The 14,516-nt window shown below is 39.2% G+C and carries 10 protein-coding genes; all 10 read left to right on the top strand.

Annotated features, from left to right (window positions below; all coding sequences use genetic code 11):
- The first annotated feature begins 5 nt into the window (after window positions 1-5).
- Window positions 6-2,168 carry an alpha-galactosidase gene (locus tag OC529_RS01340; RefSeq protein ID WP_262081320.1) on the top strand — a complete coding sequence of 721 codons (2,163 nt, stop codon included), beginning with the start codon at window positions 6-8 and terminating at the stop codon, window positions 2,166-2,168.
- Window positions 2,169-2,202: 34 nt separating this feature from the next.
- A complete protein-coding gene (locus OC529_RS01335) occupies window positions 2,203-3,462 on the top strand; it encodes an extracellular solute-binding protein (RefSeq protein ID WP_262081319.1) in 1,260 nt (419 codons plus the stop codon).
- A gap of 13 nt (window positions 3,463-3,475) precedes the next feature.
- Complete coding sequence (locus tag OC529_RS01330; protein ID WP_173218721.1) at window positions 3,476-4,342, top strand: carbohydrate ABC transporter permease; 867 nt, start codon at window positions 3,476-3,478, stop codon at window positions 4,340-4,342.
- Between the two features lie 13 nt (window positions 4,343-4,355).
- The gene (locus tag OC529_RS01325; RefSeq protein WP_112445791.1) at window positions 4,356-5,189 is read left to right on the top strand and encodes a carbohydrate ABC transporter permease; all 834 of its coding nucleotides are present in this window, start codon (window positions 4,356-4,358) and stop codon (window positions 5,187-5,189) included.
- Window positions 5,190-5,508: 319 nt separating this feature from the next.
- The gene (gene gtfA / locus OC529_RS01320) at window positions 5,509-6,951 is read left to right on the top strand and encodes a sucrose phosphorylase (protein ID WP_112445793.1); all 1,443 of its coding nucleotides are present in this window, start codon (window positions 5,509-5,511) and stop codon (window positions 6,949-6,951) included.
- 137 nt (window positions 6,952-7,088) lie between these two features.
- Complete coding sequence (locus OC529_RS01315) at window positions 7,089-8,282, top strand: O-antigen ligase family protein (protein ID WP_173233271.1); 1,194 nt, start codon at window positions 7,089-7,091, stop codon at window positions 8,280-8,282.
- 686 nt (window positions 8,283-8,968) lie between these two features.
- Complete coding sequence (locus tag OC529_RS01310; protein ID WP_262081318.1) at window positions 8,969-10,948, top strand: peptide ABC transporter substrate-binding protein; 1,980 nt, start codon at window positions 8,969-8,971, stop codon at window positions 10,946-10,948.
- A 66-nt stretch (window positions 10,949-11,014) separates the two neighbouring features.
- The gene (locus OC529_RS01305; protein WP_077804683.1) at window positions 11,015-12,511 is read left to right on the top strand and encodes an ABC transporter permease; all 1,497 of its coding nucleotides are present in this window, start codon (window positions 11,015-11,017) and stop codon (window positions 12,509-12,511) included.
- Complete coding sequence (gene oppC / locus OC529_RS01300) at window positions 12,511-13,437, top strand: oligopeptide ABC transporter permease OppC (protein WP_000103703.1); 927 nt, start codon at window positions 12,511-12,513, stop codon at window positions 13,435-13,437. The genes OC529_RS01305 and oppC overlap by 1 nt, the downstream gene beginning before the upstream one ends.
- Window positions 13,438-13,445: 8 nt before the next feature.
- On the top strand, window positions 13,446-14,513 hold the full coding sequence (locus tag OC529_RS01295) for an ABC transporter ATP-binding protein (protein ID WP_000159549.1): 1,068 nt from the start codon (window positions 13,446-13,448) through the stop codon (window positions 14,511-14,513).
- Window positions 14,514-14,516: the final 3 nt, after the last annotated feature.

Raw genomic sequence — 14,516 nt, 5'->3', positions numbered from 1 at the left:
AGTAAATGGGAGTTAGGATAGAGAATAATCTATTTTATGTTGAGAGTAAAAATCTAAGCTTGATTATTGAAAATCGTGGTGGGTACTTACTTTTGAAACATTTAGGAAAGCCTATTAAGAACTATAAAGGTTCCAATAGTGTTTATGAACGAGACCATGCCTTTTCAGGAAATCCAACGGCTACTAATCGAACCTTTAGTTTAGATACTCAGCGACAGATTTTTGGACAACATGGCTTAGGAGATTTTAGGAAACCAACCATACAGGTTCAGCATAGTGTAACTGAAGTAACAGACTTTCGATTTGTAGAAGCAAAGATTTTAAAAGGTCAGAATGGTCCACAGGGCTTACCTTCTCCACATAGCATGGACGATACAGAGACTCTTGTCTTAATGTTAGAAGATTCTAAGGTTCAACTTAGTCTGACTTTGTATTATACTACTTTTAATAATGATGCGACTATTGCTAGCTACAGTAAATTAGATAATAATAGTAATCAGGAAGTTGTCATCCATAAAGATTTTTCTTTTATGGCTGATTTTCCAGCTGCAGATTACGAAATAGTAACTCTGCAGGGTGCTTATGCTCGTGAAAAGACTGTTAGACGTCAACAGGTAGAACAAGGAATCTTTTCGATTAGCTCAAACCGAGGTGCTTCTGGTCATGCTCAAACACCAGCTCTTCTACTATGCGAACAAGGAGTCACAGAGGATGCTGGGAATGTGTTTGCTATTCAACTAATGTATAGTGGCAACTTTGAAGCTTTTGTTCAAAAAAATCAATTGAATGAAGTTCGGGTGGCTATTGGCATTAATCCAGAAAACTTTTCTTGGAAGTTAGCCCCTGAGGAATACTTTGAAACACCGGTAGCTTTAGTGACTCATTCAGATCAGGGATTAACTGGTATTAGTCATGAAAGTCAGAATTTTGTACTGAAGCACATTATGCTAAGTGAATTTTCTAAAAAAGAACGTCCAATTCTAATCAATAACTGGGAAGCTACTTACTTTGACTTTCAGAGAGAAAAACTGTTAGAGTTAGCAGATGAAGCTAAGAAAGTTGGCATTGAACTTTTTGTATTAGATGATGGTTGGTTTGGCAATCGTTTTGATGATAATCGTGCTTTAGGTGATTGGGTTGTTAATGAGGAAAAACTGGGTGGAAGTCTAGAAAGTCTGATTTCAGCTATCCATGAAAGAGGTTTGCAGTTTGGACTTTGGTTAGAACCCGAAATGATTTCTGTAGATAGTGATTTGTATCGTCAACATCCTGACTGGGCTATTCAGGTTCCTGATTATGAGCATACTTATTCTCGGAATCAATTAGTACTTAATCTTGCCAATCCTCAGGTAGTAGAATACTTGAAAAGTGTCTTAGATCAACTCCTATCTTATCATGAGATTGATTACATTAAATGGGATATGAACCGCAATATCACTAAGCTAGGGAATGGATTAACTTATCTAGAGACACAGATGCAATCTCATCAGTACATGCTGGGGCTTTACGAACTCGTTTCTTATCTGACAGAGAAGCACAGCCATATTCTCTTTGAGTCCTGCTCTGGTGGTGGTGGACGAAATGATCTTGGTATGATACGCTATTTCCCACAAGTCTGGGCTAGTGATAATACTGATGCCATTGCACGTTTACCAATTCAATACGGTTCATCCTATCTCTATCCAACCATTTCTATGGGGGCTCATGTGTCAGCAGTACCGAATCATCAGATGGGACGAATGACACCATTAGAAACACGTGGCCATGTAGCAATGATGGGAAATTTGGGCTATGAGCTTGATTTGACAAATTTATCAGATGAAGAGAAAGCTACGATTGCTAATCAGGTGAACTTGTATAAAGAATTACGACCAGTAGTTCAGTTAGGACAGCAGTATAGACTAATTAATCCTGATACTGCATCCAATGAAGCAGCTGTACAATTTAATTACGGAAATCAAACGATTGTAACCTACGTTCGCGTTTTATCTGTTGTAGAGACCATGGAAACAACTTTAAAATTAAAAGATTTGGATGAAGAGGGACTATATAAATTACAGGAAAATGGCGAAGTTTACTCAGGTGCAGAACTAATGTATGCGGGCATAACTGTTATCTTATCCCAAGGAGATTTTTTGAGTAGACAGTATATTTTTAGAAGACTATGATAAGGGTGTATAAATTTATAAAGGAGGCTTTCTAATGGAATGGTATAAAAAAATCGGACTTCTTGCAACTACAGGTTTAGCTTTGTTTGGGCTCGGCGCTTGCTCCAACTATGGTAAATCTGCGGATGGCACAGTGACCATCGAGTATTTCAACCAGAAAAAAGAAATGACCAAAACCTTGGAAGAAATCACTCGTGATTTTGAGAAGGAAAACCCTAAGATCAAGGTCAAAGTCGTCAATGTACCAAATGCTGGTGAAGTATTGAAGACACGCGTTCTCGCAGGAGATGTGCCTGATGTGGTCAATATTTACCCACAGTCCATCGAACTGCAAGAATGGGCAAAAGCAGGTGTTTTTGAAGATTTGAGCAACAAAGACTACCTGAAACGCGTGAAAAATGGCTACGCTGAAAAATATGCTGTAAACGAAAAAGTTTACAACGTTCCTTTTACAGCTAATGCTTATGGAATTTACTACAACAAAGATAAATTCGAAGAACTGGGCTTGAAGGTTCCTGAAACCTGGGATGAATTTGAACAGTTAGTCAAAGATATCGTTGCTAAAGGACAAACACCATTTGGAATTGCAGGTGCAGATGCTTGGACACTCAATGGTTACAATCAATTAGCCTTTGCGACAGCAACAGGTGGAGGAAAAGAAGCAAATCAATACCTTCGTTATTCTCAACCAAATGCCATTAAATTGTCGGATCCGATTATGAAAGATGATATCAAGGTCATGGACATCCTTCGCATCAATGGCTCTAAGCAAAAGAACTGGGAAGGTGCTGGCTATACCGATGTTATCGGAGCCTTCGCACGTGGGGATGTCCTCATGACACCAAATGGGTCTTGGGCGATCACAGCGATTAATGAACAAAAACCGAACTTTAAGATTGGGACCTTCATGATTCCAGGAAAAGAAAAAGGACAAAGCTTAACCGTTGGTGCGGGAGACTTGGCATGGTCTATCTCAGCCGCCACCAAACATCCAAAAGAAGCCAATGCCTTTGTGGAATATATGACCCGTCCAGAGGTTATGCAAAAATACTACGATGTGGACGGATCTCCAACAGCGATCGAAGGGGTCAAACAAGCAGGAGAAGATTCACCGCTTGCTGGTATGACCGAATATGCCTTTACTGATCGTCACTTGGTCTGGTTGCAACAATACTGGACCAGTGAATCAGACTTCCATACCTTGACCATGAACTATGTCTTGACCGGTGATAAACAAGGCATGGTCAATGATTTGAATGCCTTCTTTAACCCGATGAAAGCGGATGTGGATTAGGAGTAGAGAGACTATGAAAAAAGTATTACAAAAATATTGGGCATGGGCTTTTGTGGTCATCCCTCTCTTGTTACAAGCAATTTTCTTCTATGTGCCGATGTTTCAAGGAGCCTTTTACAGTTTTACTAACTGGACAGGATTGACTTATAACTACAAATTTGTCGGCTTAAACAACTTTAAGCTCCTCTTCATGGATCCAAAATTCATGAATGCGATTGGCTTTACCGCAATCATTACGATTGCCATGGTGGTTGGTGAGATTGCACTCGGGATCTTCATTGCGCGTGTCTTGAACTCTAAAATCAAAGCCCAAACCTTCTTCCGTGCTTGGTTCTTCTTCCCAGCTGTTTTGTCTGGTTTGACAGTGGCTTTGATCTTCAAGCAAGTCTTCAACTACGGTCTTCCAGCGATTGGGCATGCCCTTCATATTGAATTTTTCCAAACCAGTCTTTTAGGGACTAAGTGGGGAGCGATCTTTGCGGCTGTCTTTGTCCTTCTTTGGCAAGGGGTGGCTATGCCCATCATCATCTTCCTAGCTGGTTTGCAATCTATTCCAACTGAGATTACAGAGGCAGCAAGGATTGATGGCGCGACTAGCAAGCAAGTTTTCTGGAACATTGAATTGCCTTACTTGCTACCAAGTGTCTCTATGGTCTTTATCCTATCCCTAAAAGGTGGGCTGACTGCTTTTGACCAAGTCTTTGCCATGACCGGTGGTGGTCCAAACAATGCCACAACTTCACTTGGGCTTTTGGTTTATAACTATGCCTTTAAAAACAACCAATTCGGTTATGCCAATGCCATTGCCGTAATCTTGTTCTTCTTAATTGTAGTGATTTCGATCATCCAATTGAGAGTATCTAAGAAATTTGAAATTTAAGAGGAGAAGCATGATGAAACAAGATGAAAGAAAAGACCTGATTGGCAAATACATTCTATTGATTCTAGGATCGGTTCTGATTTTAGTGCCGCTCCTTGCTACCCTCTTTAGTTCCTTCAAACCCACTAAGGATATTGTAGACAATTTCTTTGGCTTTCCAACCAACTTCACATGGGACAACTTTAGCCGTCTCTTAGCTGATGGGATCGGAGGCTATTATTGGAACTCTGTCGTCATCACTGTCTTGTCTTTACTTGCAGTAATGATCTTTATTCCGATGGCAGCCTACTCCATCGCTCGCAATATGAGTAAAAGAAAAGCCTTTACCATCATGTATATCCTCTTAATCCTCGGAATCTTCGTACCTTTCCAAGTCATCATGATTCCGATTACGGTTATGATGAGTAAACTCGGTTTGGCTAATACCTTTGGTTTGATCTTGCTCTACTTGACCTATGCGATTCCACAGACCCTCTTTCTCTATGTTGGCTATATCAAAATCTCGATCCCAGAAAGTCTGGATGAAGCAGCAGAGATCGATGGGGCTAATCAATTTACAACTTATTTCCGCATCATCTTCCCAATGATGAAACCGATGCATGCGACAACCATGATCATCAATGCCCTTTGGTTCTGGAATGACTTCATGTTGCCACTCCTTGTCTTGAACCGGGATTCAAAAATGTGGACTCTGCCTTTGTTCCAATACAACTACGCAGGCCAATACTTCAACGACTACGGGCCAAGCTTTGCCTCATACGTTGTCGGCATTATCAGTATCACCATTGTCTATCTCTTCTTCCAACGCCATATCATCGCAGGAATGAGCAACGGGGCAGTGAAGTAAGAAGAGACTAGAGAAGCTATAATTCCTGATACAGGGGAATAGTTCAGCTAGTTGACAATTTTATGTGAAAACAAGAAAGTAGTACTTAGTTTATTGAAGTCTATATTTAGTACGAGTTTGATGATAAACAGAGATTTAATACTCAATGAAAATCAAAGAGCAAACTAGGAAGCTAGTCACAGGTTGCTCAAAACACTGTTTTGAGGTTGCAGATAGAGCTGACGTGGTTTGAAGAGATTTTCGAAGAGTATAACATGAATTTGATTTACGAAGCCAAGTCATATGAGACTTGGCTTCAATTAGAAAAAGGAGAGTAATGATGCCAATTCAAAATAAAACCATGTTGATTACCTATTCAGATAGTCTGGGAAATAATCTTAAAGACTTATATGATAATTTGGAAGAGCATTTTGGAGATGCTATTGGGGGAGTTCACCTTCTACCATTTTTCCCATCAACAGGTGATCGTGGATTTGCGCCAGTTGACTACGACGAAGTGGACTCAGCTTTTGGTGATTGGGAGGATGTTAAGCGTTTAGGTGAGAAATATTATCTTATGTTTGACTTTATGATTAACCATATTTCTCGTCAATCTAAGTATTATAAGGACTATCAAGAAAAACATGAAGCCAGTGAATTTAAAGATCTCTTTTTAAACTGGGATAAGTTTTGGCCGGAAAATCGTCCGACACAAGCTGATGTAGACTTAATTTACAAGCGTAAGGATCGTGCACCAAAGCAAGAGATTGTCTTTGCAGATGGGTCAGTGGAACATTTGTGGAATACCTTTGGTGAGGAGCAGATTGATCTTGATGTGACCAAAGAAGTAACGATGGAATTTATCCGTAAGACCATTCAGCACTTGGCAAGTAATGGGTGTGATTTGATTCGCTTAGATGCCTTTGCTTATGCAGTGAAGAAATTGGATACCAATGATTTCTTTGTGGAACCAGATATTTGGGATTTATTGGACAAAGTTCGAGACATCGCTGCTGAGTATGGAACAGAGCTCTTACCTGAGATTCATGAACATTATTCGATTCAGTTTAAAATAGCGGATCACGATTACTATGTTTATGATTTTGCTCTTCCAATGGTGACACTTTATACTCTTTACAGTTCCAGAACAGAGCGTTTGGCTAAGTGGTTAAAGATGAGCCCAATGAAGCAATTTACGACGCTAGACACCCATGATGGGATTGGAGTAGTAGATGTCAAGGATATCCTGACTGATGAGGAAATTGACTATGCTTCAAATGAACTCTATAAGGTTGGAGCGAATGTCAAACGTAAGTACTCTAGTGCCGAGTATAACAATTTAGATATCTACCAAATCAATTCAACCTACTATTCTGCGCTTGGAGACGATGATGTCAAGTATTTTCTCGCTCGTCTAATTCAAGCTTTTGCCCCAGGTATTCCTCAGATTTACTATGTAGGTCTATTAGCAGGCAAGAATGACTTGAAATTGTTAGAAGAAACTAAAGAAGGTCGAAATATTAATCGTCATTACTATAGCAATGAGGAAATATCAGAAGAGGTCCAACGTCCTGTAGTGAAGGCCCTTCTCAATCTATTTTCTTTCCGTAACCGTTTAGAAGCCTTTGATCTAGGAGGGACTATTGACGTTGAAACACCAACAGCTCAAAGCATTGTAATCAAACGTCAAAATAAAGATAAGTCCGTAACAGCAGTAGCAGAAATTGATTTGCAAAATCAGACTTATCGGGTAATTGAGAATGGAGTTGAAGTAACATTTTGAAGCCTTGATATGGTTGATAAAATAGTTTTTTTATTTTAGTAAACGTTTCCCTTGTTTTCAAATTGCTAAAAAAGTGGTACAATATAGGATAGCTTACTATTATCTGAATCAACTGATTTGGAGAGAAAGGATTCATTTTGAAATCAATAGGCTTTATTGAAAAGCTGAAAGGGTTGTCTAGTAAAGAGCTGATTTTATTGGGAATTATCCTGAGTATCTTTTTGCCCTTTTATCTTTTTGTAGTTGTATTCTGTTTATATATTATCAGTTTGATTTTTACAGGAGACATGAAAAGTATTCTTCAGAAAATGGGGGAGCATCCGATGCTGCTTCTTTTTCTTGGCTATAGTACTGTTATATCCATTCTTGCACAAAATTGGATGGGGCTTGTGGCTTCAGTAGGAATGTTTCTATTTACTATTTTCTTTTTGTATTATCAGTCGATTTTATCCCATAAATTCTTTCGCTTGATTTTGCAGCTCGTCTTATTTGGTAGCGTCTTGTCAGCTGTTTTTGCGAGTTTAGAGCATTTCCAAATTGTGAAGAAATTCAACTATGCTTTTCTTTCACCTAACATGCAGGTGTGGCATCAGAATCGTGCAGAAGTGACCTTCTTTAATCCTAATTATTATGGAATTATTTGTTGTTTCTGTATCATGATTGCCTTCTATTTGTTTACAACGACCAAGTTGAATTGGTTGAAAGTATTCTGTGTGATTGCAGGCTTTGTGAATCTCTTTGGTTTGAACTTTACTCAAAATCGAACTGCCTTTCCTGCTATTATCGCTGGAGCCATTATCTATCTCTTTACGACCATTAAAAATTGGAAGGCCTTTTGGCTTAGTATTGGGGTCTTTGCGATTGGCTTGAGCTTCCTCTTTTCTAGTGATTTGGGAGTTCGGATGGGGACTTTAGACTCTTCTATGGAAGAACGCATTTCTATCTGGGATGCTGGGATGGCCTTATTTAAGCAAAATCCTTTCTGGGGTGAGGGGCCATTGACCTACATGCACTCGTATCCTCGGATAAATGCTCCTTATCATGAACATGCTCACAGCCTTTACATTGATACGATTCTGAGTTACGGAATTGTGGGAACTATTTTACTAGTTTTGTCTTCTGTTGCTCCTGTTCGCTTGATGATGGATATGAGTCAGGAGTCGGGGAAACGCCCGATTATCGGCCTTTATCTATCTTTCCTTACAGTGGTTGCTGTGCACGGAATCTTTGACTTGGCCCTCTTCTGGATTCAGTCAGGCTTTATTTTCTTGTTAGTTATGTGCAGTATTCCATTGGAGCATCGAACCTTGGTATCGGACATGACGGATTAAGTTTATAAGATTACAATCTTCTACCTTGGGTGGGAGATTTTTATATACACTGGACATGTCGTGCATCTGAGGTGTAAGTCCTCTGTAGGGATCCACTATCGGTGAATACAATAGCTCTCCCCAAGCCTGACTATCGTGAGGTAGTGGATTAAAATGGTCTGGGGATAGATCGTTTTAAGTCTGACGCAGGAAATAAGAATTGTCAGAGAAAGCAATAGTGAAATCGTACGCTATGAACAGGAACGTGATAGTAAGGCGTATATAGTGGATAAGGTAGCGAAAAATTTTAAAGTATAAAAGATAGTCTTAATCTATATGTGTAAATCACGAAAGTAATTGAATTCGGAATAAGGTTGGTGTGAAAAAGACATAGTAAACTGAATCTTGAATACTAGAATGATACTTCTACAATATTGTTATAATTTAATTTGAATTCCAAAATCACATTGTTCCGTCCGTATTTCATTTTACTATAGGTCTTCCTAAGCTCCAAAGTTTCTGAGCCAAATTTCCTATTTTCACTGTAGTCTTTGACACTTCGAACGACAATTTGAATCATATATTCAAAAAAAAATGAAAAATTTGTGTTAATAAGCCTAAATATTCTGAAAATTTGTTTGATTTTTAATGGATAATATGATATAATGGTTGTCAATCTATAATTCACATAAACAGAGGAGTAGAAAATGAAAAAAAGTCGTGTATTTGCTACAGCAGGTCTTGTTTTATTAGCAGCAGGTGTACTTGCAGCATGCAGTTCTTCAAAATCATCTGATTCATCAGCCCCTAAAGCTTATGGCTATATTTATACAGCAGACCCAGAAACCTTGGACTACCTGATTTCAAGTAAAAATAGTACAAAAGTAGTGACTTCAAATGGGATTGATGGTTTATTCACTAACGATAATTACGGGAATCTTGCTCCTGCAGTTGCAGAGGATTGGGAAGTCTCTAAGGATGGTTTGACCTATACTTATAAGATTCGTAAAGGGGTTAAATGGTTTACCTCTGATGGAGAAGAATATGCAGAGGTGACGGCTAAAGATTTCGTGAACGGTTTAAAACACGCAGCAGATAAAAAATCAGAAGCTATGTATTTAGCTGAAAATTCGGTTAAAGGCTTGGCAGATTATCTATCAGGAACTTCAACAGATTTTTCAACAGTTGGTGTCAAGGCGGTTGATGATTATACGTTACAATACACTTTGAACCAGCCTGAACCGTTCTGGAACTCTAAGTTGACTTATTCTATTTTCTGGCCTCTGAATGAAGAATTCGAAACATCAAAAGGAAGCGATTTTGCTAAACCAACAGATCCGACATCCTTGCTTTATAATGGTCCATTCTTGTTGAAAGGGTTGACTGCAAAATCTTCTGTAGAGTTTGTAAAAAATGAACAATATTGGGACAAAGAAAACGTCCACCTAGATACTATAAATCTGGCTTACTATGATGGCTCAGATCAGGAGTCGCTAGAGCGTAACTTCACTAGTGGAGCTTATAGTTTTGCTCGTCTTTTCCCTACCAGTTCCAACTACTCTAAGGTTGCAGAAGAATACAAGGACAATATCTATTACACACAACCAGACTCTGGGATTGCTGGTATAGGTGTGAATATTGATCGCCAAAGTTACAACTATACTTCTAAAACTACCGATTCAGAGAAAGCCTCTACTAAGAAGGCATTGCTTAACAAAGATTTCCGTCAAGCCTTGAATTTTGCTTTTGATCGCTCAGCTTACTCTGCTCAAATCAATGGTAAAGATGGAGCAGCTTTAGCAGTTCGTAATTTATTTGTAAAACCAGACTTTGTTTCAGTTGGTGAGAAGACCTTTGGTGATTTAGTCGCTGCTCAACTTCCTGCCTATGGAGATGAGTGGAAAGGTGTGAATTTAGCTGATGGGCAGGATGGTTTATTCAATGCTGACAAGGCCAAGGCAGAATTTGCAAAAGCTAAGAAAACTTTAGAAGCAGACGGCGTTCAGTTCCCTATTCATTTGGATGTTCCAGTAGACCAAGCAGCAAAAGGCTACATATCCCGTATTCAGTCCTTTAAACAATCTGTAGAAACAGTTCTTGGTGCTGAAAATGTCGTGGTTGATATTCAACAAATGACAAGAGATGAATTTCTTAATATCACTTACTATGCTGCTAATGCGTCAGCTGAGGATTGGGATGTATCGGGAGGAGTTTCATGGGGGCCAGACTATCAAGACCCATCTACTTACCTGGATATTTTAAAAACAACTAGTAGTGAAACTACAAAAACATATTTAGGATTTGATAATCCAAATAGCCCTTCAGTAGTTCAAGTTGGTTTGAAAGAATACGATAAATTAGTTGATGAAGCTGCCAAAGAGACAAGCGACTTGAATGTCCGTTATGAAAAATATGCAGCGGCTCAAGCATGGTTGACAGATAGTTCACTCTTTATTCCTGCTATGGCTTCTGCTGGTGCAGCACCGGTGCTTTCACGAGTTGTTCCATTTACTGGAGCTTCTGCGCAAACAGGCTCTAAGGGGTCAGATGTTTACTTCAAATATTTGAAATTACAAGATAAAGCGGTGACTAAGAAAGAGTATGAAAAAGCTCGTGAAAAATGGTTGAAAGAAAAAGCTGAATCAAATGAGAAAGCTCAAAAAGAATTGGCAAGTCATGTGAAGTAAATAATTTCTAATAGAACTTTCTCTCCATGAGGAGAAGGTTCTTTTGGGATTTTTAAAGGAAATAATATGAAAAAATATATTTTTATGCGTGTTTTGCGGTCATTGGTTTCGATTTTCTTAGTGACGACTTTGACCTACACGATTATCTATACCTTGGTTCCTCGAAAATTGATTTTCAAGCAGGATCCTAACTATAATAAAATTGCGACAACGGCTGATAAACGTGATAACTATGAAAACACTGTGTTTGAGCGTATGGGCTACATTGAGTATTACGATACTAAAGAGTTGCAAGAAAAGGCAAGTAGCATGGATTCTTCTGTAACAGTAGAGGCAAATGCGACCAATAAAGCTATTTATGAAAAGTACATCAATCAATTAGGTCATGGTTGGACTTTGGGAGAATTTACTGAAAGTGGTCAATTCTATGCTACTCGTGAAATTCCAATTTTTGAACGTGTTTTTCACTTCTATGCTAACTTGATTGATATTGATCATACAAATAAAATTCAAGACCCTGAAAATCCAGACTTGAAACGCTACCTTCGTTTCGAAAATGATCCAGCTATCGGATGGTCATTGGTCGGTTCAGGCACTAAACATAAATATCTCTTGTACTTCAACAGTCAGTTCCCATTTGTGCATCAAAATTTTGTGAATATTAATTTAGGTGACTCCTATCCAACCTATGCTAATACACCAGTTCTTCAGGTTATTACTCAAGGTCAAGGACAAACCAAAACTGCCCAAGTTCAGTTCCCAACAGGTAAGAAAACGTCTTCTGTAAATATTTACTCAAGAACCTACAAGTCACCTAGTCAGGCTGACTCTCGTGAAGTAGCTAGCTATGGGAAAGATGATCCTTATACAGCGACTGAAAGTAACTACCAATATCCTTCAATGATTGCCAGCTCTGCTGTTGTAGGATTGATCGGTTTGGTGATTTCTTATGCGATTGCCGTGCCACTTGGTTCAGCTATGGCTCGCTTCAAGAATACTTGGATTGATAGCTTTTCAACAGGGGCTTTGACCTTCTTGATGGCTCTTCCAACAATTGCCTTGGTTTATATCGTTCGTTTGGCTGGTTCTTCAATCGGTTTGCCAGATTCATTCCCTATCTTGGGTGCTGGAGATTGGCGTTCGTATGTTTTACCAGCAGTTATCCTTGGTTTGTTGGGTGCTCCGGGTACAGCTATTTGGATTCGTCGTTACATGATTGACTTGCAATCACAAGACTTTGTTCGTTTCGCTCGTGCAAAAGGTTTGTCTGAAAAAGAAATTTCAAACAAACACATCTTTAAAAATGCCATGGTTCCGCTGGTTTCAGGAATTCCTGGTGCCGTTATTGGGGTTATCGGTGGTGCAACCCTTACTGAAACAGTCTTTGCCTTCCCAGGTATGGGTAAAATGTTGATTGACTCTGTAAAAGCATCTAATAACTCTATGGTCGTTGGTCTTGTCTTCATCTTTACATGTATTTCTATCTTCTCACTTCTTTTGGGAGATATTTGGATGACCATTATTGACCCACGTATTAAATTGACTGAGAAAGGAGGCAAATAATGTCTACAATCGATAAAGAAAAATTTCAGTTTGTAAAACGTGACGATTTTGCCTCTGAAACTATTGATGCGCCAGCATATTCTTACTGGAAATCAGTGTTTAGACAATTTATGAAGAAAAAATCAACTGTAGTCATGTTGGGAATCTTGGTAGCCATCATTTTGATGAGTTTCATCTACCCAATGTTTTCTAAGTTTGATTTCAATGATGTCAGCAAGGTAAACGACTTTAGTGCTCGTTATATCAAGCCAAATGCTGAGCATTGGTTCGGTACAGACAGTAACGGTAAATCTCTTTTTGACGGTGTCTGGTTCGGAGCTCGTAACTCCATCCTCATTTCTGTGATTGCGACAGTGATTAACTTGGTTATCGGTGTCTTTGTCGGTGGTATTTGGGGTATTTCAAAATCAGTAGACCGTGTGATGATGGAAGTTTATAACGTCATCTCAAACATCCCATCTCTTTTGATTGTTATTGTCTTGACTTACTCAATCGGAGCTGGATTCTGGAATCTGATTTTTGCTATGAGTGTAACAACATGGATCGGGATTGCCTTCATGATTCGTGTGCAAATCTTGCGTTATCGTGATTTGGAATACAACTTGGCGTCACGTACTTTGGGAACACCAACCTTGAAGATTGTTGCCAAAAATATCATGCCTCAATTGGTATCTGTTATTGTGACAACCATGACTCAAATGCTTCCAAGCTTTATCTCATACGAAGCCTTCTTGTCTTTCTTCGGTCTTGGATTACCGATTACAGTGCCAAGTTTGGGTCGTTTGATTTCGGATTATTCACAAAACGTAACAACCAATGCTTACTTGTTCTGGATTCCATTGACAACCCTTGTCTTGGTATCCTTATCTCTTTTCGTAGTTGGTCAAAACTTAGCGGATGCTAGTGATCCACGTACACATAGATAGGAGTAGAAATGACAAAAGAAAAAAATGTAATTTTGACTGCTCGCGATATTGTCGTGGAATTTGACGTTCGTGACAAAGTATTAACAGCCATTCGTGGCGTTTCCCTTGAACTAGTTGAAGGAGAAGTATTAGCCTTGGTAGGTGAGTCAGGATCAGGGAAATCTGTTTTGACAAAGACTTTCACAGGTATGCTTGAAGAAAATGGTCGCATTGCTCAGGGTAGTATTGACTACCGTGGTCAGGATTTGACAGCCTTATCTTCTCACAAGGATTGGGAACAAATTCGTGGTGCTAAGATTGCGACTATCTTCCAGGACCCAATGACTAGTTTGGACCCAATTAAAACAATTGGTAGTCAGATTACAGAAGTTATTGTAAAACACCAAGGAAAAACAGCTAAAGAAGCGAAAGAATTGGCCATTGACTACATGAATAAGGTTGGGATTCCAGACGCAGATAGACGTTTTGATGAATACCCATTCCAATATTCTGGAGGGATGCGTCAACGTATCGTAATTGCTATTGCCCTTGCCTGCCGACCTGATGTCTTAATCTGTGATGAGCCAACGACTGCCTTGGATGTGACTATCCAAGCTCAGATTATTGATTTGCTAAAATCTTTACAAAACGAGTACCATTTCACAACAATCTTTATTACCCACGACCTTGGTGTGGTGGCAAGTATTGCGGATAAGGTAGCGGTTATGTATGCAGGAGAAATCGTTGAGTATGGAACTGTTGAAGAAGTCTTCTATGACCCTCGCCATCCATATACATGGAGTCTCTTGTCTAGCTTGCCTCAGCTTGCTGATGATAAAGGGGATCTTTACTCAATCCCAGGAACACCTCCGTCACTTTATACTGACCTGAAAGGGGATGCCTTTGCCTTGCGCTCTGACTATGCAATGCAGATTGACTTCGAACAAAAAGCTCCTCAATTCTCAGTATCAGAGACGCATTGGGCTAAAACTTGGCTTCTTCATGAGGATGCTCCAAAAGTAGAAAAACCAGCTGTGATTGCAAATCTCCACGATAAGATTCGTGATAAAATGGGATTTGCCCATCTGGCAGACTAGGAG

The organism is Streptococcus sp. Marseille-Q5855, from assembly GCF_946901985.1.
Taxonomy (GTDB): Bacteria; Bacillota; Bacilli; order Lactobacillales; family Streptococcaceae; genus Streptococcus.
Note: the sequence above shows the minus strand (reverse complement) of the source record. Positions and strands in the feature narration are given on the sequence as shown.